The 21,334-nt window shown below is 49.3% G+C and carries 22 protein-coding genes and 2 tRNA genes; 18 read left to right on the top strand and 6 right to left on the bottom strand.

The genetic code is table 11. The annotated features are described in order from the left end of the window. Positions 1-531: 531 nt before the first annotated feature. The 4 genes from ABT56_RS10245 (at position 532) to ABT56_RS10230 (ending at position 4,143) form a co-directional block, all read left to right on the top strand. Positions 532-1,899 (top strand): OprD family porin, encoded by a 1,368-nt coding sequence (locus ABT56_RS10245; RefSeq protein WP_047878764.1) that lies wholly within the window; start codon positions 532-534, stop codon positions 1,897-1,899. Between the two features lie 141 nt (positions 1,900-2,040). Then, positions 2,041-2,223, top strand: a complete 183-nt coding sequence (locus ABT56_RS23895; protein ID WP_157037814.1) for a hypothetical protein — start codon at positions 2,041-2,043, stop codon at positions 2,221-2,223. 197 nt (positions 2,224-2,420) lie between these two features. Next, positions 2,421-3,845 (top strand): glutamate--tRNA ligase, encoded by a 1,425-nt coding sequence (gltX, locus tag ABT56_RS10240; RefSeq protein ID WP_047878763.1) that lies wholly within the window; start codon positions 2,421-2,423, stop codon positions 3,843-3,845. 222 nt (positions 3,846-4,067) lie between these two features. Then, positions 4,068-4,143, top strand: a tRNA-Ala gene (locus ABT56_RS10230). 207 nt (positions 4,144-4,350) lie between these two features. On the opposite strand, the gene ABT56_RS10225 is transcribed toward ABT56_RS10230, so the two are convergent. Next, positions 4,351-4,427 (bottom strand) — tRNA-Arg (locus ABT56_RS10225). A gap of 98 nt (positions 4,428-4,525) precedes the next feature. Next, a complete protein-coding gene (locus ABT56_RS10220; RefSeq protein WP_047878912.1) occupies positions 4,526-5,680 on the bottom strand; it encodes a flagella assembly protein FlgT in 1,155 nt (384 codons plus the stop codon). 261 nt (positions 5,681-5,941) lie between these two features. Between ABT56_RS10220 and ABT56_RS10215 the strand changes: the two genes are divergently transcribed. Further along, complete coding sequence (locus ABT56_RS10215) at positions 5,942-6,577, top strand: FlgO family outer membrane protein (protein ID WP_047878761.1); 636 nt, start codon at positions 5,942-5,944, stop codon at positions 6,575-6,577. A gap of 106 nt (positions 6,578-6,683) precedes the next feature. Continuing rightward, a complete protein-coding gene (locus tag ABT56_RS10210) occupies positions 6,684-7,121 on the top strand; it encodes an LPP20 family lipoprotein (RefSeq protein ID WP_047878760.1) in 438 nt (145 codons plus the stop codon). A gap of 154 nt (positions 7,122-7,275) precedes the next feature. Here ABT56_RS10210 and ABT56_RS10205 read toward each other — a convergent pair whose 3' ends face one another. The 3 genes from ABT56_RS10205 to flgA all read right to left on the bottom strand — a co-directional run bounded on the left by ABT56_RS10205 (position 7,276) and on the right by flgA (position 8,868). Continuing rightward, positions 7,276-7,704 carry a flagella synthesis protein FlgN gene (locus ABT56_RS10205; RefSeq protein WP_047878759.1) on the bottom strand — a complete coding sequence of 143 codons (429 nt, stop codon included), beginning with the start codon at positions 7,702-7,704 and terminating at the stop codon, positions 7,276-7,278. 21 nt (positions 7,705-7,725) lie between these two features. Next, complete coding sequence (gene flgM, locus ABT56_RS10200; RefSeq protein ID WP_047878758.1) at positions 7,726-8,046, bottom strand: flagellar biosynthesis anti-sigma factor FlgM; 321 nt, start codon at positions 8,044-8,046, stop codon at positions 7,726-7,728. A 114-nt stretch (positions 8,047-8,160) separates the two neighbouring features. Then, positions 8,161-8,868, bottom strand: a complete 708-nt coding sequence (gene flgA, locus ABT56_RS10195) for a flagellar basal body P-ring formation chaperone FlgA (protein ID WP_157037813.1) — start codon at positions 8,866-8,868, stop codon at positions 8,161-8,163. A gap of 152 nt (positions 8,869-9,020) precedes the next feature. On the opposite strand from flgA, the gene ABT56_RS10190 reads away from it, so the two are divergent. From ABT56_RS10190 to flgJ, 11 genes are all read left to right on the top strand, one after another. Beyond that, the gene (locus ABT56_RS10190) at positions 9,021-9,938 is read left to right on the top strand and encodes a chemotaxis protein CheV (protein ID WP_047878757.1); all 918 of its coding nucleotides are present in this window, start codon (positions 9,021-9,023) and stop codon (positions 9,936-9,938) included. 22 nt (positions 9,939-9,960) lie between these two features. After that, complete coding sequence (locus ABT56_RS10185; RefSeq protein WP_047878756.1) at positions 9,961-10,791, top strand: CheR family methyltransferase; 831 nt, start codon at positions 9,961-9,963, stop codon at positions 10,789-10,791. A 183-nt stretch (positions 10,792-10,974) separates the two neighbouring features. Further along, positions 10,975-11,373, top strand: coding sequence for a flagellar basal body rod protein FlgB (gene flgB / locus ABT56_RS10180; RefSeq protein WP_047878755.1), 399 nt, complete (start codon positions 10,975-10,977; stop codon positions 11,371-11,373). A 3-nt stretch (positions 11,374-11,376) separates the two neighbouring features. Beyond that, a complete protein-coding gene (gene flgC, locus ABT56_RS10175; protein WP_047878754.1) occupies positions 11,377-11,793 on the top strand; it encodes a flagellar basal body rod protein FlgC in 417 nt (138 codons plus the stop codon). Between the two features lie 19 nt (positions 11,794-11,812). Then, positions 11,813-12,535 carry a flagellar hook assembly protein FlgD gene (locus ABT56_RS10170; RefSeq protein WP_047878753.1) on the top strand — a complete coding sequence of 241 codons (723 nt, stop codon included), beginning with the start codon at positions 11,813-11,815 and terminating at the stop codon, positions 12,533-12,535. Positions 12,536-12,553: 18 nt separating this feature from the next. Then, the gene (gene flgE / locus ABT56_RS10165; RefSeq protein WP_047878752.1) at positions 12,554-13,867 is read left to right on the top strand and encodes a flagellar hook protein FlgE; all 1,314 of its coding nucleotides are present in this window, start codon (positions 12,554-12,556) and stop codon (positions 13,865-13,867) included. Between the two features lie 246 nt (positions 13,868-14,113). After that, positions 14,114-14,863, top strand: a complete 750-nt coding sequence (locus ABT56_RS10160) for a flagellar basal body rod protein FlgF (RefSeq protein ID WP_047878751.1) — start codon at positions 14,114-14,116, stop codon at positions 14,861-14,863. A gap of 22 nt (positions 14,864-14,885) precedes the next feature. Continuing rightward, positions 14,886-15,674, top strand: a complete 789-nt coding sequence (flgG, locus tag ABT56_RS10155) for a flagellar basal-body rod protein FlgG (protein ID WP_047878750.1) — start codon at positions 14,886-14,888, stop codon at positions 15,672-15,674. 17 nt (positions 15,675-15,691) lie between these two features. Beyond that, positions 15,692-16,465: a flagellar basal body L-ring protein FlgH gene (gene flgH / locus ABT56_RS10150; RefSeq protein ID WP_047878910.1), complete on the top strand. Its 774-nt coding sequence runs from the start codon at positions 15,692-15,694 to the stop codon at positions 16,463-16,465. A 75-nt stretch (positions 16,466-16,540) separates the two neighbouring features. Beyond that, the gene (locus ABT56_RS10145) at positions 16,541-17,629 is read left to right on the top strand and encodes a flagellar basal body P-ring protein FlgI (protein ID WP_157037812.1); all 1,089 of its coding nucleotides are present in this window, start codon (positions 16,541-16,543) and stop codon (positions 17,627-17,629) included. Between the two features lie 12 nt (positions 17,630-17,641). Next, on the top strand, positions 17,642-18,643 hold the full coding sequence (gene flgJ, locus ABT56_RS10140) for a flagellar assembly peptidoglycan hydrolase FlgJ (protein WP_047878749.1): 1,002 nt from the start codon (positions 17,642-17,644) through the stop codon (positions 18,641-18,643). Between the two features lie 249 nt (positions 18,644-18,892). On the opposite strand, the gene ABT56_RS10135 is transcribed toward flgJ, so the two are convergent. Continuing rightward, entirely contained in the window at positions 18,893-19,075 is a 183-nt protein-coding gene (locus ABT56_RS10135) for a hypothetical protein (protein ID WP_047878748.1), read from the bottom strand. Between the two features lie 286 nt (positions 19,076-19,361). Here ABT56_RS10135 and flgK point away from each other — a divergent pair, with 286 nt between their 5' ends. After that, positions 19,362-21,329, top strand: a complete 1,968-nt coding sequence (gene flgK / locus ABT56_RS10130) for a flagellar hook-associated protein FlgK (RefSeq protein WP_047878747.1) — start codon at positions 19,362-19,364, stop codon at positions 21,327-21,329. The last annotated feature ends 5 nt before the right edge of the window (positions 21,330-21,334 follow it).

The following is a 21,334-nucleotide window of genomic DNA, read 5'->3' as shown; positions in this document are numbered from 1 at the left end:
TAGCATATTAAGTATCGACAGTAACCTCTCATTATTTTTATCGTGATGAGAGGTTTTTTTTATCAAACATTATCAAATGTTATTTTACAGGTGTAAAACAAGGGGCGGAATTTGGCTTTTTTTGATATCAAAGAATCTTGAAATCAAATTTTGAGATCCTTTTAGTAATGGAAGATGTGTCGCATATTTGACGGATGTTTGTTTCTTAACTTATTGTTTATTATTGTTTTTATCGTTGCTTTTAGGTTTGTTGATAACAAAGCATGATCGTGATCACTGATGGCTATAAAACTTTGCACTGAGTCATATTTTTTAAACAATAAATTAAGTTCTGATTGATGTTTTTTGGGGCGAAAGTAGTCTTAGTGAGGAAAGGAGACCGAGATTAGAATAAATAGTTCAATCGAAGTCCAAAGAATATGGATTAGTTGATTTCTAATCAGCTGACATATCGGGAGAGTGACTTGAAGCCTTCGGCGGCCAACCATTCAGGCTCAAGCACAAACAGCTAGTATTATTAGGAGTTTTTCCATGGAAAAAAGTTCAAAGCTTTTTAAAGTTTCTGCGCTAACCGCAGCAATGCTAGGTTCACTGGCTGCAATGCCTGTGCTTGCAAATGAAGCGAGTGCCGGTGGTGAAGGCTATGTTGAAGCAGTAGATAGTTTTGTGAATGATGCAACATTTACAGGTGCGGTTGTTGTTGATACTCGTTATCGTGGTCGTGGTAATGGTGCGGCAGCAGATGATGATATTCGAACTCGCCTGAACTATTCCACTTATAATGTATTATTGAATTTCAATTCTGGCTACCATAACGATTTCATTGGCCTTGATCTGGGTGGTTATTTCTCTGGTGATATTTATAACGACAGTATTGCTGATGGTAAAGGGAATCGCCTGTGTAACGAAATTTCACTTTGTCAAACAGGTGATTGGACAGATGGTAGTTTTGGTTTTAAACCAACGACAATTGCTGCTAAATTCAAGTTTGGTGAAAGTACATCGGCGTCTGCTGGTTTTATTCAAGGTGGTGTAGGTACGATTGGTAACGTTTGGAGTTTTGCTCCGGGTACTTATCGTGGTTTCAAGATCTCAACAGAATTCGGCAATGGTATGACATTGGCGTATATGGGAGCAGATCAACATACTGCTCCATGGTTGTTAGATTGGGATGATGCTGTAGAGCCTTGGTATAAGCAAGACTTTAATTATTTACATTCAATTGGTTTGACCGGTAATGCAGGTGCATTTTCATATAACTTTGGTATCGGCCAAGCGTTAGATGTTGACTATGGTCAGGGCGAACAAGATAACTTGTCGTTCAAAATTTATGGTCGTTATGCAATCAATGATGCTCTATCTATCGCCTACGATATGTATGGTGTAGATGATGATGATATGTATGATGGTTTTGCTGCTCATCATGGTTTAGTCTTGGATTATGCAATCAATGATAATTGGGCATTTACCTCTCAGATTCAATACACTCAGTTAGATGAAGATTCTGCGATGGGTGAGTTTGCGCCTCGTACAATGGCTCGTTATGGTTCGAATAATGGTAACTGGTCTCTATGGTGGGATGCATTGTCTGATTGGAATATGCCGGGTGAAATTGCATGGTACAACCGAATTTCTCACAATACTGGTACCGGCTGGACGTTTAACTTAGGTGCAGGCTACGGTGGTGGTGCGGAAGAGTCGAAGAATGCTGGCTTCTCTTATGAGAGTGAGTGGGCTGTTAACGGTGATATTATCTACAGCATTCAAAATGGTGCTCTAAAGGGAACAACATTTAAGTTGCATGCAACACATCTTCAGCGTGATGCGTTTGAAGGTAAAGAAGAGCGAAACGAGCAAGATCTGCGTTTTGTCGTAATCGCACCGTTCTCTTTCCTATAATTAGCAATTAGAAATTTGAAAAAGCGATGGTTAGAGCCATCGCTTTTTTTTTTATATAAAATTATAGTGGTTTAGTGGCAGAGGCTTACATCTTATCTATATTTAAATTGTGATAATAATCTCATATATAGGTAAATAGTTATGAAGTTTGTTTGTAAGATTGTTTTTGGAGTGTTGTTTGCTGCGCTGTTTTCTTCCTCTGTTTTGGCATCAGGAGGCGGTCGTAATACAGAATTTGGTCAAAATGCATGTAAGCTGCCATCTGGCGAATATATTTTTGTGCCTTGGCATGTATGCTTACTCAAAGGCGGACGTTCAATTTAAGGTAATAATTTAATCTGGAGAATGGATTCTCCGGCTTTTCGCTCCTCCTGCCTCTCTTACACCTTCTTCTGGTTGCTCTCTCCCTGCGGATAACTATGAGCAGTGATTGTAGAATTATCAGACAGTGTTAAAATAGCGACCATCATTTTCGCGGCAGCGTTCGACTGCATGCTAAATCGTAAATTAGGTAATGTTCAATGACGGTTAAAACTCGTTTTGCACCTAGCCCAACCGGCTTTCTGCACGTAGGTGGTGCGCGTACAGCGCTATATTCTTGGTTGTTTGCTAAACACATGGGTGGCGAATTTGTACTTCGTATCGAAGATACAGACCTTGAGCGCTCTACACAGGAAGCGATCGATGCCATTATGGAAGGCATGGAATGGCTGGAACTGAATTGGGATGAAGGTCCTTACTACCAGACCAAGCGTTTTGATCGTTACAATGAAGTGGTTGATCAGCTACTTGCTGAAGATAAAGCTTACAAGTGCTACTGCCCTAAGGAATTGCTTGACGAGATCCGTGAAGAGCAAATGGCCGCTGGTCTGAAGCCTCGTTATGACGCTAATCACCCTAAAGTGATTGCGGCTAACGCGGCGGCGACAGAAGAATCTCCATTCTGTATTCGTTTCCGCAACCCGAAAGAAGGCACTGTTGTTTTCGATGACAAGATCCGTGGTCGCATTGAAATCGCAAACAGTGAGCTTGACGATCTGATCATCCGTCGTACAGACGGTAGCCCAACATACAACTTCTGTGTAGTGATCGACGATTGGGATATGGGTATCACCCAAGTGGTACGTGGTGAAGACCATATCAACAACACCCCGCGTCAGATCAACATCTACGAAGCGCTTGGTGCGCCAGTGCCAGAGTTTGCGCACTGTGCAATGATCCTGGGTGACGACGGTGCGAAGTTGTCTAAGCGCCACGGTGCGGTAAGCGTAATGCAATACCGTGACGAAGGCTACTTGCCGCAGGCACTGCTTAACTACCTAGTGCGCTTGGGCTGGTCACATGGCGATCAGGAAATCTTCTCACTGCAAGAGATGATTGATCTGTTCAGCTTGGAGTCTGTGAGTAAGTCGGCGTCTGCTTTCAATACAGACAAGCTACTATGGTTGAACAACCACTACATCAAGACTGCAGATCCTGAGTATGTGGCGAAATACCTTCAGTGGCACCTTGACCAGAAAGAAATTTCTACTGACAACGGTCCAGCGGTTACTGACGTGATCAAGCTAGTTGGTGAGCGTTGTAATACGTTGATCGAGCTTGCTGAGCAGTCTCGTTACTTCTTCCAGGATTTCAGCGAGTTCGAAGCTGGTGCCGCGAAGAAACACCTGCGTCCAGTAGCGAAAGAAGCACTAGAGCTTGCTCTTGCCAAAGTAGATGCTCTGACTGAGTGGACTACAGAAAATCTACACGCTGTGATTGCACAGGTGTGTGAAGAACTTGAGCTTGGTATGGGCAAGGTGGGTATGCCACTGCGTGTTGCGGTAACAGGCCAAGGTCAATCTCCATCTGTTGATGCGGTGATGGCTCTTGTTGGTAAGGAGCGTGTTGTTGCTCGTGTCAAGATGGCGCTGGCTTACATCGCTGAGCGTGAAGCAAACAGCTAATTATCTGTCTAAGCAGATAATGAGATAACAGCAAGAGGGAGCCGGTGGCTCCCTTTTTTTGTAGGGGGGTAGCGGAAATAGACGTGGTAGCCAACTAGCCAATAGAATGGGGCATAAGCCTTCTCTGTGACGTTTTTCACAAATTGCTCATCGGCTAGAGTAATCATTGATAGCATGTATTGACATGATTTAACTAAGTTTTTATTATCGGCATCAAGGTTTGGGGCTATAGCTCAGCTGGGAGAGCGCTTGCATGGCATGCAAGAGGTCGGCGGTTCGATCCCGCTTAGCTCCACCAAATTTTACGGGAAAGCCGTTCCAGAAATGGGACGGCTTTTTTGCGTCTGGGTTTTGACCAGTCGGAACCATTCCATTTAGCCTGTATGTGGCCTGAGGGCAGTACTTGTCATTGCAAGGCGATAAAAACCACGGAGTCGTAGGTGAAATGGCGGATGTGTGGTGTTACTGATGCAAAAAAGCCCAGCAGATGCTGGGCTTTAGAATATGGCGCTCCCTACAGGAGTCGAACCTGTGGCCTTCCCCTTAGGAGGGGGACGCTCTATCCTGCTGAGCTAAGGGAGCATAGCACCTGACAGGCTGTTATCATACCAATGGTATAGGCCTGTTGGGCTGTGTTCCTCTATTATACAAAAACATTCCAAGAAATTAAGCTATTAGCTTCACTTTCCTTGCTGTTTGGTTACTAAATCACCTGGCTGGATGCTGGCAGCCAATTCTGGCTGGTTGACAAGTAGCTCGGAGGATTTTTCATAAACCCTGTCAACAGTCAGGGTTATGTGGGTCTGTACCATCCGGTTTCTGGCGATACCGTTCTGGTCGATGAATCCCGCTGAGTGCCAAAGAGTCAGTTCGTCACCGGGTTCTACCCCGTGGATTCGGCCGACATTGATTTGGACCGTGTTGCCAAAGGTACCGATGACCTCGGGCAGGCTGGCACGGCAAGACAATGCCGATTCCATATCGAGCATCATATTTCGGCTTACCCTAAGGACAGCCTGACCATATTTTGACTGCCAAAAGCGAGCGCTGTTGGTATCAACCTGGCTGACTCGGCTAAATGGCCATTCGGCGATCTCTCGGTAGTTATTTTGCAGCAATATCTCACCAGTCTTACCGTCAATGATCTGCATGTTGGCCGCAAATTGGCGGTTGATCTGGTCATCCCGCAGCAGTTTCTGATCGAGCGTTGAGGTGAGATCAGAAATCGATCCTGTAATGATGTACTGGGCATCCTGATCTGAAGCTAGCATGGTGACGGCATTGGGCTGGCTGAGATCGACTGGGTAGCGATTGATATCCGAAACGACAAAGCTCTGTGATCGTTTGGCGATCTGCTTTTGTAGGATATTGGTGAAAGACTGGCCGATTTGGTAGACCCCACCCAGAGAGGCGTGTTGGGGGGACTCTAGACGAAATTCGCTTAGCAGCAGGCCTTTTTTGTATTGTACCTGGTGGCAAGATTTTGCCGATGGGTAAATATCAATGCGCGCGGTTAGGTAATATTTGCCGCTTTTCTTTTGTGATTTGACAACCGAGATATGGCGGATCTCGCTGCCGCTGAACTGGTATTGGTCGCGGTCATTGGTCAGGTAGGGTTTGATATTGTTGAAATTACCAATATCGGCTCCGGCTGAGTCCATCGCTTGTAGTACCGCATCTTCGAGGGCATTACGGCGTGCCTCGGTGTTGCTTTCCATAATTACCGCACTGCCGGTGACTTCATACCAAGCGGCGTGGGCCTGACTTGAGCCAAGCGAGATTAATAGAGTGGCAAGCAGGGAACGCCATGCCGTTGTGGGGCGGAAATTTCGCATATTCTCGGTCATTTTTAACTTGGGTACGAATTTTGCTTGTATTAATGCCTAGTGGCGGTTTGGTAACTGGGGATCATTGATGATGTGGTCCAGTTATTTTATCGGTCATGATGGTTTTGTTACTCAGCAAAGTGTATGCAAATAATGTTCCCAAATAGGCAGACACTGCAGGTTTTTCTATATCTCCGTTTAAGAAAATAAGTGCAATGGACGATAAGAGGTAAGAAGTAACATAATTTATTTCATCTGGAGCGGGTTTGAATGAAAAAATGGATCGTCTTGGTACTGGCAATGGCATCGGTATCTTGTGCTTACTCTCCCATTTATAATGGTAAGGCACCTTATCATGGCAGTAAGTTCCTATTAGAGGAGACCCCTCGGCATACGATCGATTACTTTATTGAGGGAATGACAGAGCAACTGGTGGCCTCTAACCAGTATCTAACAGCCAAAACCCCGCTTGCCGTGACATCTTTTGTTGATCTGCAGAATATGGACGAGACAAACTGGCTGGGCAATACGGTAACCGAAGGTTTTATGTACCAGATGCAGCAACGTGGTTATACCGTGGTGGACTACAAAGCAACGGGGGCCATCAAGGTGACCTCAGAAGGCGATTTTTCCATTACCCGAAACTGGCGCGAGTTAGCTGGCGAACAATCTATCGATTATGTACTGACAGGTACGATGTTGCGTCAGGGGGCCGGGGTACTGGTCAATGCCCGGATCATCGGGATGCGTTCGAAGGTAGTGATTGCCACTGCGCAAGGTTTTCTGCCGGCAGATCAAATCGGTCGTGACATTGACACGATGAACAAGGTACGGTTCGACAATGGCGTGATTATTCGCGACGATACTCTGTCTTACGACCGCAATACTGTAGTGATAAAGCCCTAGTTAGGGCTTGGCTTGCTTGTTGTATCAAATACAATAGCAGCCCTGAAATAAAAAGTGCTGGCGTCCGATGGGCGTCAGTACGTTTGAACATAATGAGGAACAAGTAATGCGTAGTTGGCTGGTTGCCACCATGATGCTGTTGCTGGCCGGGTGTCAGCCATTGGTAGACATGCGACATAACGGTGAAGGTAAAGTACTTAATGCAGTAGGTTACGCTTCAATTAGCGAGCAGCGTGGCCGTACGGACGAGGAAAAACGTACCCGGGCGATGCGGGCATCGAAACTGGATGCCTACCGCGAGTTGACCGAGCAGGTCTATGGGATGCGTGTCAGTGCCCGTGCAGGGATGGAAGATCAGGCATTGGGCATTGAAACAACCGATGGTTCGGCGGATGGTATTATTCGTGGTGCCGAAGTGGTGCGCAGCTATCCGGTCGGTGACAACTATGTGACCGAAATGAAGTTGGATCTCAACAAGATGGAAATGATGAAAGGGTATGGTGAGGTATACCATGTCCCGGCATCGCAGGATCTACTGTTCTAACAGTGATCTCCATTTTGCTAGCGGTGCTACTTTCTGCCCCATGTCTTTCTCTTTCTGTATGATGTGCAACATCGTAGCGGCATGAAAGACAAGGTGAGGAGGAAGTGGCCTGCTTGTTGGGTTTCTATGGCTTCAGTTGTTTGAGCTTTAGGGATTAGGCTTTCAGGTTTGTGCCGAAAGATCGCACATTCTGAGCGATACCTTCACTGTTGTAGGTCATCTGATTTTTGCCACGGCTTTGCTGAATAAGATTATTGAGCATATGGAAGCTGCGTTGTGCCCTTAGCAGCGCATCGCCGTTGAGATTATTGATGATATGGCATTCGGCAAGGTTTTCCCTGATGGATTTGACTTGCGCGCGCAGTGCTTCATTGCTTGTGATTTCCGCCGTATCGACATGGTTAGCCACTTGGTGGTCAACCAGCTTGATTTTATCGAGCAGGGCAATTTTTTGCCGTGCCAAGCTCGTGATGTCTTCTGACTGGCGATTGACAATCGCCCGCTGCTCGTCATTTAGCAGAGTCAGTAGCGAGGCGAGGTTGTCTTGCTGTTGTTCAAGCAGCGATTGAAGGCTGGAAGTCATAGTCGGTTGTTCTCGGCAGCATTAAATATCTTTGAGTTCGTTTTCGAACTTGAGCATGTTGGCTGCTAGTTTATCGGCATCAATAGTGTAAGAGCCATTGGCAATGGCTTCTTTGATCTGGTTAACCTTGACGTCGTCGAAACTCGGTTCGGCAGCAAGGTGCTGGTGAATTTGACCGACAGACCTTGCTTGTGAGCTAAGTGAGATCGAGTCACTGGTATTGGCATCGCTGCCGTGTGCCGCTTTAGTTTGAGCTGACGACGAAGCTCCGGCACTGGTTGTCGTGCTGTTGCGCTGGGTTGCCAGCGGCTGACCCGAACGAAGTAGGTCGATACTTGCCATAATCTTAGTCCTTGGACAATGAGACAATAATCAGAGAATACACATTATTCGGCAGTCTGTGAGATTACTTTAGCTGTATTATCGCAATTATTGCACTTTTGCTGGCAGAGTGTGTCAGTAATTGACGGTGACTTCGCCCACATCAGTGACGATAGCATCGACGATTCGCCGTGATTTGCTGTTTTGCACCCGGATTTGCTCGCCCAGCGAGCCATCGGAGAGTGCAGAGCCCTTGGTGATGATACTCAGGCCACCATTGCCGGCTTTGATATTGACGGCATCGTTGCGGCAGACAAGGCAGATGTCGCTGCCCATAACAGCGTCACCGAGCTGGACAGCTCGTTTGACTTTTGAACCAATAATTTGCGTCGGATTATCGAAGGTGACCCCGCGCTGCAGGCGTACCTCAACCATTTGTACAGTCAGGTCACTGTTCGCTAGTGTCATGCCTCGGGCGAGGGGGCGGCTGGCGACAACTCGTGGTAGGAGCAGTTTAGTACTGACTGGGACGTAAACTTGCCATCCGTCGGCAGGACAGCTCACCAACACGGTCACATTGCCTGATAGGGATTGTTTGCCCGGGATGTTGGTTTCCAGCGGTGTTGGGCAAGTGGTTAGGCGGATGCGGCTGTCGAGGGCGGCAGCTTCAATATGGAGTTCTCCGCGCGCTGGTTTTTCAATCTGTTGAGAGACAAATAATTCAGCAGCCTTGCGTACGTCATTGATGTTATCTTGCGTTTCTGCGAGAAGAAATGTACTAAAGAATGTGGCCATTAGGCCGATAAATACAATTATCAAACGAAAAAATGTTCTCGGGTTCACGGTTAATGCTCTTTTCTATGCCCATGTATTGCAGTCTTGCGGTGTGGGAAGTATGGGATGGTGGTAGAGGCTGATTATGATCAGCGCTGTTATCATAAGCCAATCAGTGAATGCGTATCAAAAATAAAAACGAATAACACGGAGTCATCCTTATGTCGGGGATCCTGGATTCAGTCAACCAGCGAACGCAACTTGTCGGCCAAAACCGCTTGGAATTGCTAACATTCCGTTTGCAGCGCCGTCAGCGTTACGGGATTAACGTATTTAAAGTTAAAGAAGTGTTGCAGTGTCCAAAGCTGACAACCATGCCCAACCTTCACCCGTTGGTAAAAGGGATCGCCCATATTCGTGGCCAGACGATTTCTGTTATTGATATGAGTCTGGCGACCGGTGGTCGTCCGATTGATGATTTGGATAACTGCTTCGTGATTATCTCTGAGTTCAACCGTTCGATTCAGGGATTCTTGGTTTCTTCGGTTGAGCGCATCATTAACATGAACTGGGAGTCAATCCTGCCGCCGCCGAAAGGCGCGGGTAAGGCCAACTACCTGACAGCCGTCACCGAGATTGACAACGAGTTGGTTGAAATCCTCGATGTTGAAAAAATCCTCGATGAAATTTCGCCGGTGAACACTGATATTACCAACACGGTACTGGAAACCTTGGTGGATGACTTGCCGCCGGTAAGCCGAGTATTGGTTGCCGATGACTCCAGTGTTGCTCGCAAGCAGGTTCAGCGTGCCATTGAGGCGATCGGCTGTGAGTGCGTATTGGTGAAAGACGGCAAAGAAGCCATCAATACCCTGCGTAGCATGGCGAAGGAAGATGATATCCACAAGCAGCTTGCGCTGGTGATTTCGGATATCGAAATGCCTGAAATGGATGGATACACCCTGACAGCGGAAATTCGTAACGATCCAAACCTGAAAGACCTGCATGTTATCTTGCACACCTCATTGAGCGGTGTGTTTAACCAGGCGATGGTTGAGCGGGTAGGCGCCAATGCGTTTATTCCGAAATTCAACCCAGATGAACTGGGCGCTGCTGTAAAAGCGGCAATGCCAAATTAAAAACAAAGAAATTGAGTAGTAAATGACAGCTGTAACGATAAATGATCAGGAATACCGTGAGTTCTGCCGGTTTCTTGAAGGCCAGTGCGGCATTGTACTCGGCGACAGTAAGCAGTATCTGGTACGTAGCCGTTTGAGCCCTTTGCTTAGCCGTTTTTCGCTACCGTCACTGTCTGAACTGCTTCAGCTGGTGATTTCCGGTCGCAATCGTGATTTGCGTGTGGCCGCGGTGGATGCGATGACAACCAACGAAACCCTGTGGTTTCGCGATACCTACCCGTTTACGGTACTGGCCGATAAAATTCTGCCGGAACTGGCCGCCAACAAACGCCCGCTCAAGGTGTGGTCGGCTGCAAGTTCATCGGGTCAGGAACCTTATTCGATTGCGATGACCGTGCTGGAAACTCAAGGCCGTCGTCCGGGAATGCTGACGGGCGGGGTGCAGATCACCGCGACCGATATCTCCCAGACTATGCTGGATACCTGCCGTGTCGGGGCATACGATAACCTGGCTCTGAGCCGTGGTTTGTCGCCTGAGCGCCGCCGGATGTTCTTTGAAGACAACGGCGATGGCCGGATGAAGGTCAATGACAAGGTGAAGCGGATGGTGAACTTCCGCCCGCAGAACCTCAAAGACAGCTATGCGCTGTTGGGTAAGTTCGATATCATCTTCTGCCGAAACGTACTGATCTACTTTTCGCCAGAAATGAAAGCCAAGGTATTGAACCAGATGGCGGCAAGCCTTAATCCTGGCGGTTACCTACTGCTTGGTGCATCGGAGTCACTGACCGGGCTGAGTGATAAGTTTGAGATGATTCGCTGTAACCCTGGAATTATCTACAAACTGAAGTGATTGGCGGCAGCTGAAAATTCTGAAGTAGAAAAGCCCCTGAGCTGAAATAGGCTCAGGGGCTTTTTTTACGTCCATTTTCGTTCCCAGCGTGCCGGGATCGTCTGGATAAGGGCAAAGTTGGAGCGCTAACAATAAGTTGGCACATCATTTGCTTATTATTGGCCAGTGAATGATGGAGGCAGTATGTCGATTTCTTTTGATAAAGCACTGGGTGTACACCAGTACACGGTTGGCGTTAGGGGCAAGCGCGCCGAAACCTTGGCCAGCAACCTTGCCAATGCCAATACCCCAGGCTATAAAGCCAAAGATATTGACTTCAAGCGAGCGCTCAATGCGGCAACCTCGGGGGCAACAGTTGGCCTTAGCCGAACCAATGGTCGGCATATTGCTGCCTCTTCGTCGCACGTAATGGGTGAGCAGAAGTACCGGGTGCCAACCCAGCCAGATACAGGCGACGGCAACACCGTGGACGCGCAGCTTGAGCAGAACTTGTTCATGCAGAACGCAATCGAATATCAGGCATCACTGGATTTCCTCGGTTCAAAATTCAAGAACCTCTCAAAGGCATTGAAAGGAGAGTAATCAATGAGTTTGTTCAATATTTTCAATGTCTCCGGCTCGGCTATGAGTGCGGAGTCCGTACGACTCAACACCACATCGAGTAACCTGGCCAACGCCAACAGCGTGAGTAGCTCGGCTGAAGAAACCTACAAGGCCCGCCACCCAATCTTTGCGGCGGCCCTGCAAAGTGCTAGTTACCAGCGCGAAGACAGTGTGCCGGTACAAGTGAAGGGGATTGTCGAGAGCCAGAAGCCGCTCAACGCTGAATATAACCCGGATCACCCTCTTGCCAATGAAGAGGGCTTTATCTACAAGTCTAATGTCAATGTTATGGAAGAGATGGCCAATATGATCTCGGCCTCGCGCTCTTACCAAACTAACGTGCAAGTGGCAGATGCCGGCAAGCAGATGCTGATGCAAACCTTGCAGATGGGCAAATAAGGCATAAGGAGAGAACCTGATGAGTGCAATTAACGGTAGCATCGGCCAAGGCGGCAGCCTGACCTATATGGACCAGCTTAAGGAAATGCAGGAAAAGAAAGTCCTGGACGAGCAAAAGGTTACGGGTCAGAACGAGCTAAAGCAGGAAGATTTCCTGTCGCTGCTAACCAAGCAGTTGGCTCAGCAGGACCCGTTCAAGCCAGTGGGCAACGACGAGATGATTGCCCAGATGGCCTCGTTCGCCACGGTGGACGGGATCACCCAAATGAATGAACAGTTTGGTCTGCTTAATACTGCCATGACATCCAACCAAGCACTACAGGCATCGTCGCTGGTGGGACAGGATGTGTTGATCCCGAAATCAACCAGTTATAAGACTGAGGAAGGCGGGATCAGCGGTCAGGTTCGCTTGACTAATTCGCTTGATCAGGCGGTCATGCGGATCGAAACACCGCGCGGTGAACTGATCCGTACCATCGATCTTGGTGCGAAGGGTGCTGGCGAGCATGACATCGCATGGGACGGGCTGGACGAAAACGGCAAACCTTTGCCTGCTGGTCAGTACACCATCAAGGTATCCGGTATGGTCAGCGGTCAGAACAAAGAATTTGACGTCTTTACCAATGCAAGCGTGAACAGTGTGTTGCTTGGCAAGGGTGAGGGCGGCGTCATGCTTAACCTTGCTGGCTTCGATAAGCCATTTAACTTGGCTGAAGTTGTGCAGATTGGCAAGGCAAAATAATAACGAGGTATAACGACAATGAGTATGAATATTGCGTTGAGTGGCTTGGGTGCGGCTCAAAAAGATTTGAACACAACCAGTAATAACATCGCCAACGCCAATACTTATGGCTTCAAGGAGTCTCGAGCCGAATTTTCCGACGTGTATTCGAACTCAATTTTCTCCAACAGTAAGACTACAACCGGTGGTGGCGTTCAGACGTCAATCGTTGCCCAGCAGTTTCACGAAGGCTCGAGCATCTACACCAACAACCCGCTTGATCTTCGAGTGACGGGTGCGGGTTACTTTGCTGTTGCGCCGAACAAGAACGAGCCATCGAATAATGCTCTGACGCGTAACGGTGCCTTCCACCTTAATAGCAACAACGAAATCGTCAACTCTGAGAACCAGTTCATTCTTGGTTATGACGTAAACAGAGAAACCGGTTCGGTATCCTCTTATGAGCCGAAAACACTGAAGATTGAAGATACCTTCGGCTCACCGAAGCAATCTGGCAATATTGAGATTGGCCTTAACCTGCCAAACAGCGAGAGCAAGCCGATCAATTCACCGTTTGATTTCGCTAACCCTGATTCGTACAACAAGTCGACCTCATCGACCATGTACGATTCGCTAGGTCAGCCATACAAGCTATCGACCTACTATGTGTCAGAAAGCCCGACTACGCCAAACTCATGGCAGGTCTACTACACCGTGACGGATAAAAACGGCGTAGAGACTGGTCTGGATATTGATTTGCCTGCATCTGACAAGCACTACGTGACCAACGGTAGCTTGGTTGGCCATAAGATGACGTTTGACTCAGCTGGCCAGATGACATCGCCTGACAAATTCCCGACGGTGGATTTCAAGACTGCAGGCGTTAACGTTGGCGGTGCCGATGACACCCAGAAGCTGTCGATGAACTACAGCAATACTACCCAGTACTCTTCGCCGTTCGAAGTTCGCCGCTTCCAGGATGCTGACGGTGCGACGACCGGTTACCTGTCGAATGTGGATATCGATCCTGATGGCAACATTTTGGCCTCTTACTCTAACGGTAAGGATGTGGTCGTTGGTCGTGTGGCATTGGTTCGCGTACCTAACGATCAGGGCTTGAGCCAGCAGGGCGGTACTATGTGGAAGGTGAGCCAGGAATCGGGTGCACCGATTTGGGGTGATGCATCACAGGGTTCGTTCGGTGCAATCAAGAACGGCACACTGGAGCAGTCCAACATCGATATGACTCAGGAGCTGGTGGATCTGATCTCTGCCCAGCGTAACTTCCAGGCCAACTCGCGTGCTCTGGACGTGAACAACCAGCTTCAGCAGAACATTCTGCAAATCCGCTAATTCAGTTAGTGCGCATATTATATTGCCGTCTTGTTTCAAGGCGGCAATTGTTTTCCCCTCATTACTTTCCCCCAATGCTCCACCTTCCGCTTTGCTCGCTTGCCGTCTTGCGATCTTTTCGTCCTCTGCGCGGTATGTAGTAGCCTGCTAACCCATGAGTTTATCGTGCGCTGGTGACGAAATGCTGGCGAATTTAGTGGCATAATTTTTGCATTAAAGCGATATCTTTTGATTGGAGAGTCAAGAATGGATCGTGCTCTGTATTTGGCCATGAGCGGTGCCAAGCAGGATATGTACGGGATGCAACTGCATGCCAACAACCTTGCCAACGTTAGAACAACCGGCTTCCGTGCTGATTTGGAGCAGGCGCGTTCGATGCAGGCCTACGGTGAAGGGCTTCCGAGCCGTGTGTTTGCGATGACCGAAAGGCCTGGGCAGAACTTTGCTCAAGGCTCGGTAATGACCACCGGGCGAGATTTGGACGTGACTGTCCAAGGTGACGGCTGGATGGCGGTGATGGATCCCTCTGGCGAGGAAGCCTATACCCGTGCTGGCGGATTGAAGATTGACCAGACGGGCATGCTGCTCAACAGCACTGACAACTTAATGGTTGGTGAGAGTGGCGGGCCTATTTTTATCCCTCTCCCAATCAGCAAAATTGAAATTGGCACAGATGGTACTGTTTCGGTATTGCCACAGGGCGCGCCGCCTGATGCTATGGAAACGATTGATCGTATCAAGTTGGTACGTCCGAACAATGGTGATTTGTTCAAGGACGTTAATGGCTTGTTCAAATCGAAAAATCCCGGAGAGGTCTTTGATGCCGATGCTGGGGTCTCTTTGCTGACCGGCGCCTTAGAGGGCAGTAACGTGAACGCAGTAGGTGAGATGACCAGTATGATCGATCTGCAGCGTCATTTCGAAATGCAAGTCAAGCTAATGAAAACCGCCGAAGAGATGGACGAGGCATCGTCATCACTGCTGCGACTGGGCTAATAACGGATAGAAGGAAACAACAATGCATCCAGCATTATGGGTGAGTAAGACTGGCCTTGACGCCCAGCAAAGCAATATTTCGACGATTTCGAACAACTTGGCTAACGCCTCGACCGTCGGTTTCAAAAAGAGCCGTGCGGTGTTCGAAGATCTGTTTTATCAGAATATCAACCAGCCAGGCGGCCAGTCTACCCAAGACAGCGAGATGCCAAGTGGCTTGATGTTGGGTGCCGGCTCGAAAGTGGTAGCGACCCAGAAAGTCTTTACCCAAGGCAACAGCCAGACGACCAGCAATGCTATGGATATGATGATTGAAGGCGATGGCTTCTTTCAGATCCTGCTGCCGGACGGCAACATGGGCTATACCCGAAATGGCCAGTTCACGGTCAACTCTGAAGGCCAGATGGTTACAACAGGCTCGGGTTATCAGCTTCAGCCTGAAATCGTGATCCCAGAAGATGCGGTGGGCGTGACTGTCGGTACTGATGGTGAGGTGTCTGCCCGTATCCGTGGTCAGCAGGAAAATCAGGTACTTGGCCAGATCGCCACGGTATCATTTATCAATCCAGGCGGCTTGGAGCCAATTGGCCAGAACTTGTACCTACCGACCGGTGCCAGCGGTGATCCTCAAGAAGGTGTACCGGGCTTGGAAGGCCTGGGTTCAATTCGTCAGTCGATGCTGGAATCTTCCAACGTCAACGTGACCGAAGAGCTGGTTAATATGATTGAAGCCCAGCGCGTATACGAAATGAACTCGAAGGTTATCTCGACGGTAGACCAGATGTTGAGCTACGTGAACCAGCAGCTATAACGAGGCGGCTGCACATGATGAAAAAATACCTTTTTTTGATGGTGGTTTTGGGACTTGGTGGCTGTGCTCAGTCACCTGAGACGCAAGAATCGGATGTGGCTCAGGCGACTACCACGGTTGATGCGGTCGAGGGGACCAACGAGAAAAAGAGCAAGGGGCTGGTGGATCTTCTGCGCAAACGCGAAGATCCAGAAGCTGGCGATCCTGCTTGGAGTAGTATTCGCCCGCAGGAAAAGCCGGCTCACTATGCCACCTCAACCGGGTCGCTGTTTAGCATGAGTCATGCGCAAGATCTGTATGACGACACCAAGCCGCGTGGGCTGGGTGATATTGTCACCATTATGCTGGAAGAGCAGACCCAAGCGAAAAAGAGCGCTAGTTCCGATCTCGATAAATCCACGGATTTGTCGATGGATCCGCTGATGCTGGGTGGCCAGAAGCTGAATATTGGCAGCCATGATATCTCCTACGGGGTATCGAACGCCAACAAGGTCGAGGGAAGCAGTTCTGCTGACCAGAGCAACAGCATCAAAGGCTCGGTGACGGTCGAGGTTGTCGATGTTTTGCCAAACGGCAACTTGGTGGTGCGTGGCGAGAAGTGGTTGCTGCTCAATACTGGCGAAGAATACATTCGCTTGAGTGGTACTATCCGCCCGGATGATATCTCGCAGGAAAACACGGTGCTTTCTACCCGCGTTGCCAATGCGCGTATCCAGTACTCCGGCACGGGCGACCGGCAGGATGTTCAGGATCAGGGCTGGTTGTCAAAATTTTTCAATGTCACCATCTAATGTACGGCCCACCTTCGGTGGGCCTTCTATTTTGGAAATACTTTTGCTAATGAAACATAACGGAGCAGGCAAGGCATGTTGAAACAGCTATGGGTAGCGTTACTGGTACTGGCAGCCTTGCCGGTACAGGCTGCGAGGATCAAAGACGTTGCCGAGGTGGCCGGGGTGCGGAGTAACCAATTGGTTGGTTATGGTCTGGTTGTTGGTTTGCCGGGGACCGGCGAGACGACGCCGTTTACCGACCAGAGTTTTAACGCCATGCTGCAGAATTTTGGTATTCAGTTGCCGCCGGGTACCAAGCCGAAAACCAAAAACGTTGCCGCTGTGGCGGTAAATGCAACCTTGCCGCCGTTTACCAAGCAAGGCCAGACGATTGATATTACGGTATCGTCAATTGGCTCGGCCAAAAGCCTGCGGGGCGGTACCTTGCTGCAAACCTTCTTGAAAGGTCTGGACGGCAAGGTCTATGCCGTTGCCCAAGGCAGCTTGGTGGTTGGGGGCTTTAGTGCCACAGGTGCTGATGGCTCGAAAGTGGTCGGCAATACCCCGACGGTCGGTCGGATTTCTAACGGGGCAATGGTTGAACAGGAGGTGCCAAATCCTTTCGGTCGCGGCGATTACCTGACGTTTAACTTGTTTGAGTCTGATTTCACGACTGCGCAGCGAATGGCCGATGCAGTCAATGGTTTTCTCGGTCCGCAGATGGCTTCCGCTATCGATGCGACCTCGGTGCGGGTACGTGCTCCGCGCGATATCAGTCAGCGGGTGGCATTTTTGTCCACGCTGGAAAACCTAGAGTTCGATCCTGCCGATGGGGCAGCAAAAATCATTGTCAATTCACGCACCGGCACCATTGTGGTTGGCCAGCATGTGAAACTCAAGCCAGCTGCGATCACCCACGGCGGAATGACGGTATCGATCAAAGAGAACTATTCGGTTAGCCAGCCTAACGCGATGTCGGGAGGCCAGACGGTGGTCGTTCCCAACAGTGATGTGAATGTGACTGAAGACAATGCCCGGATGTTCAAGTTCGAGCCGGGTGTCACCCTTGATGAGTTGGTGCGGGCGGTTAATCAGGTTGGGGCGGCACCGTCGGATCTGATGGCTATTTTGCAGGCACTCAAGCAGGCCGGCGCTATTGAAGGCCAGTTGATTATCATTTAACGGAGTATCACGATGAAAACGACATCACCGGGCTTTATCAATGATTTTTCCAGCCTCGATCGCCTGCGTGCGGGTATCGGCAATGACGAGGAGCAGTCGCTGCGTGCGGCTGCCGAGCAGTTTGAATCTATCTTTACCCAGATGCTGTTCAAGTCGATGCGTCAGGCCAACGAGGCATTCGAGTCGGATCTGATGAGCAGCAGTAACACCAAGTTCTTCGAGCAAATGCACGATGAGCAGATGGCCAGTGAGCTTAGTTCAAACGGTACGCTTGGGCTGGCTGATTTGATTGTGGAGCAGCTCGGGGCGGTGGCTGGTATCTCAGAAACAGAGAAAAAGCCGGAAGCAGAGGCTGAGCAAACATTTCTTCGGCCTCAGGCGGCTGATCCGTCTACCCGTTTGGCGCGAAATGATAGCGAGCGCGAGTTGCAGGTACGCCAGCAGTTTGCCGCAGCCATTGATGCGGCACGCAAACCGGATCCTATGGCGTCTCAGGGCTCAGAGTCAGCGGTTGCGGCAGCCAAGCCCGTAGTGAAAGCCCCGCGTTTTGACTCGCCGCAGAGCTTTGTCGATGCGATGAAACCGTACGCGATGAAAGCGAGTAAGGCGCTTGGGGTCGATCCTGGCGTATTGATTGCGCAGGCGGCGTTGGAAACGGGCTGGGGCCAGAAAGTGATCACCAATGCGGCAGATCACAGCCATAACCTGTTTAATATCAAAGCCGATAAGCGGTGGGATGGGAAAAAGATTGCCACCCAAACACTGGAGTTTCACCAGGGTATTCCGGTCAAGGAGACGGCTGCATTCCGTTCTTATGATAATTATGGTGAGAGTTTCGATGATTATGTCCAATTCCTCAAGCAGAACCCTCGTTACCAGAAAGCGCTAGAGCAAACTCAGCAGCCGGAGGCGTTTGTTCGGGAATTGCATCAGGCTGGCTATGCCACCGATCCGAATTACAGCGAAAAAGTATTGCAGGTTTGGGATAAGGTCAGCGGCATCATGGATAAATAAGCCACAGCAATCATGGCAGATTCGGCACATTCAGTTTCAATAAATAAGCGGCGCTAGGATAGCGATAGTCCTACAACGTTTATGGGATAGGGAGCTGGGTGTGCTGAATTTGTATTAGAGCGAAGTGATTTTGCAGGGGGCTACATGCCTTGTTATTTTGACGTAGAGCGGTGATTGTCCGGCACTACGTCTTGATAAAAAAACACGTCAGTCTCGCGGATGCGAGAAAATTGAGGCAGTTTGAGGATTTTAAACAAAAATATCGACGATTGAGGTAACAGCTCTGAGCGTATCTTCACTGGCAGAGATAGCCTTATCAACCTCACTTGATTCAACAGGTGGTTCTTTTTCGACATCCATGCCGTCGAGAATGATCGGGGCAACGATCTCTTTGATCGCATAGCCTAACAGGGTGGCAACACCTATGTTCATAATGACTCTCTATACTATTTTGTGTTTTTTTATCTGTTTTTACTGACGACATTATAAGCCGCTAAAAGCAAAAAACTAGGGGTATCTGTTTTATTTGGTTTTTTTGACCGCATTTGCCCGCCTTATGATGCTGGGTCTAGCAATCAATTTTTCCTCTCGGTTTATCCTTCTTGGTCGATATATAGGATCTGGGTTTGTACAGGTACTAAAATATGGCCTGATTTTTGCATTTATTACGTCGCTATAGATAGGTGATTGGCGCGTTGGCGCAACTGGGAGAGAGGCAATGGCGTTAGATTTGATGCAACTGGGTATGAGTGGTCTGCAGACGACTCAGAAGCAGTTGAATGTGACTGGCCACAATATAACCAATGTTAATACACCGGGTTACAGCCGTCAGGCAGCCGAGCAGAAAACCAATGATGCTTTTTGGCATGGTGGTAATCATTACGGTACTGGTGGCTACATTGATAACGTCAGCCGAGCTTATGACCGCTTTGCTGCCCGGGAGCTGACGCTGACCACCACGCAATTGAATGAGAGCTCCGAAAATGCCTCTCAGCTCAGCGTGATGGATGAGTTTATCTCCAGTAACGCCAGCAAAACCGTGAATAGCATGAATGACTATTATGATGCGGTGAAGAGTTTGGCCGATCACCCTAATGATATGGGCTCGCGCAAGGCGGTACTATCTACGGCTGGCCTAGTGGCAAGCACGCTAAACAGCGCCAGCGAAAACCTTGACGATATGCACAAGTCGGTAAGTGATCAGCTTGGGGCATCAGTGACGCGCGTCAATACGATAGGGCAAGAAATTGCCACCTTGAACGCCCGTATTCTTGAAAACCCTAATGTCGAAAACAACGATCTGTACGACAAGCAGCAGACGCTGATTAACGAGCTTGCTCAGTACGGCAACGTGACCGTGCTGGAAAATAAAGGCAACCCGGCCTTTACCGTCATGATCGGTGGTGGTCATGCCTTGGTTTCAGGTATTGAGTCAGCCAAGTTGACCGTGACGAGCGGCAATCCGGATCCTCGTCAGACTCAGGTCGGCATCGAGAACGGCAATACGACCAAACCGATCGACAGCGAATCGTTGGGTGGCAAGTTGGGCACATTGATGACATTCCGCGATAACGTGGTTGATCAGGCGCGTGACGAAATCGGCCGGATGGCCCTTGGCTTTTCCAGCCAAATTAACGATATGCAGCGACAGGGTTTGGATCTTGAAGGTAATCAGGGCAAAAACCTGTTTACCGATGTCAATGATCCTAAAATTCAGAAACAGCGCGTGTTTGCACCAGTTGGCAGTACGGCTGACATCAGCGTTGCGATTGATAATGTCAGCGAGCTAAAAGCGACTGAGTACCGCCTGAAAACCGAAGTGGCGACGACCGGCGGCAACACAACCTATAGCTACTCGCTGTATAACAGTGACGACGAGTTGGTGGCTCAGCCAGGAGCCTCAACGTCCGAGGCGCAGAAGATTGAAGTTGACGGCATGGTGATTGATATCACCAAGGCCGCCCAGCCGGATGAAACCGTGCTGATCCGTCCTGTTCGCAGTGCTGCCAGCGATATTGCACTGGCAACCGACAAGCCTAACGCATTGGCGGCGCAGCGCTATGTCACCGAAGGTGAGAACAATACCGGCAATGCCACGGTTGAAGCGGTAGCGGGTAGCGGGATCAAAGGGACATACCAAGTTAAAATTTCTGATGACGGCAGCAAGTTGTCGGTGACGGACGCAGCTGGTGCGGCTGTCGATTTGAAAGATGCCGATGGCAAAACTGTCGCGGCGTTGGACTACCCGCTAGGCGATAACCTGATCCGCTTTGATGACGGTAGCGCCAACGGAACAGCGGCACTGAAAATTAACCGCAGTGCCGAGGCAAAAGACAGCTACACCGTACAGCTAGGTATGCGCCCGGCAGAAGGTGACAACTCCAACCTGATCAATATCCAGAAAGTCCAGACAGACAAAACCATGAACGATGGCCGCTCGTCGGTGATCGACCTGTTTGAAGGGCTGACCAGTGATATTGGTATTCAGAAGATGAATGCGGAAAAATTTAGCCAGATCAGCCAGCTTGATTTCGATGCCGCTACCGAGCGGGTCACCGGCTTGTCTGGGGTTAACCTTGATGAAGAAGCAGCTAACCTGATGAAGTTCCAGCAGGCTTATATGGCCTCGTCGCGGATCATGACGGTAGCACAAGAAACTTTCGATACCCTGATGCGTGCGGTGTAATAGGG

Source organism: Photobacterium aquae (assembly GCF_001029445.1).
Taxonomy (GTDB): Bacteria; Pseudomonadota; Gammaproteobacteria; order Enterobacterales; family Vibrionaceae; genus Photobacterium; species Photobacterium aquae.
This window is presented reverse-complemented; position numbering and strand designations above follow the sequence as displayed.

Bases quoted from the DNA above. Each gene is read 5' to 3' on its own strand.
- flgC (WP_047878754.1), top strand. From the start codon at position 11,377: ATGAGTTTGTTCAATATTTTCAATGTCTCCGGCTCGGCTATGAGTGCG.
- flgG (WP_047878750.1), top strand. From the start codon at position 14,886: ATGCATCCAGCATTATGGGTGAGTAAGACTGGCCTTGACGCCCAGCAA.
- ABT56_RS10135 (WP_047878748.1), bottom strand. From the start codon at position 19,075: ATGAACATAGGTGTTGCCACCCTGTTAGGCTATGCGATCAAAGAGATC.
- flgE (WP_047878752.1), top strand. From the start codon at position 12,554: ATGAGTATGAATATTGCGTTGAGTGGCTTGGGTGCGGCTCAAAAAGAT.
- gltX (WP_047878763.1), top strand. From the start codon at position 2,421: ATGACGGTTAAAACTCGTTTTGCACCTAGCCCAACCGGCTTTCTGCAC.
- ABT56_RS23895 (WP_157037814.1), top strand. From the start codon at position 2,041: ATGAAGTTTGTTTGTAAGATTGTTTTTGGAGTGTTGTTTGCTGCGCTG.
- ABT56_RS10220 (WP_047878912.1), bottom strand. From the start codon at position 5,680: ATGCGAAATTTCCGCCCCACAACGGCATGGCGTTCCCTGCTTGCCACT.
- ABT56_RS10185 (WP_047878756.1), top strand. From the start codon at position 9,961: ATGACAGCTGTAACGATAAATGATCAGGAATACCGTGAGTTCTGCCGG.
- ABT56_RS10215 (WP_047878761.1), top strand. From the start codon at position 5,942: ATGAAAAAATGGATCGTCTTGGTACTGGCAATGGCATCGGTATCTTGT.
- ABT56_RS10205 (WP_047878759.1), bottom strand. From the start codon at position 7,704: ATGACTTCCAGCCTTCAATCGCTGCTTGAACAACAGCAAGACAACCTC.
- ABT56_RS10190 (WP_047878757.1), top strand. From the start codon at position 9,021: ATGTCGGGGATCCTGGATTCAGTCAACCAGCGAACGCAACTTGTCGGC.
- flgH (WP_047878910.1), top strand. From the start codon at position 15,692: ATGAAAAAATACCTTTTTTTGATGGTGGTTTTGGGACTTGGTGGCTGT.
- ABT56_RS10160 (WP_047878751.1), top strand. From the start codon at position 14,114: ATGGATCGTGCTCTGTATTTGGCCATGAGCGGTGCCAAGCAGGATATG.
- ABT56_RS10210 (WP_047878760.1), top strand. From the start codon at position 6,684: ATGCGTAGTTGGCTGGTTGCCACCATGATGCTGTTGCTGGCCGGGTGT.
- ABT56_RS10245 (WP_047878764.1), top strand. From the start codon at position 532: ATGGAAAAAAGTTCAAAGCTTTTTAAAGTTTCTGCGCTAACCGCAGCA.
- flgB (WP_047878755.1), top strand. From the start codon at position 10,975: ATGTCGATTTCTTTTGATAAAGCACTGGGTGTACACCAGTACACGGTT.
- flgJ (WP_047878749.1), top strand. From the start codon at position 17,642: ATGAAAACGACATCACCGGGCTTTATCAATGATTTTTCCAGCCTCGAT.
- ABT56_RS10170 (WP_047878753.1), top strand. From the start codon at position 11,813: ATGAGTGCAATTAACGGTAGCATCGGCCAAGGCGGCAGCCTGACCTAT.
- ABT56_RS10145 (WP_157037812.1), top strand. From the start codon at position 16,541: ATGTTGAAACAGCTATGGGTAGCGTTACTGGTACTGGCAGCCTTGCCG.
- flgM (WP_047878758.1), bottom strand. From the start codon at position 8,046: ATGGCAAGTATCGACCTACTTCGTTCGGGTCAGCCGCTGGCAACCCAG.
- flgK (WP_047878747.1), top strand. From the start codon at position 19,362: ATGGCGTTAGATTTGATGCAACTGGGTATGAGTGGTCTGCAGACGACT.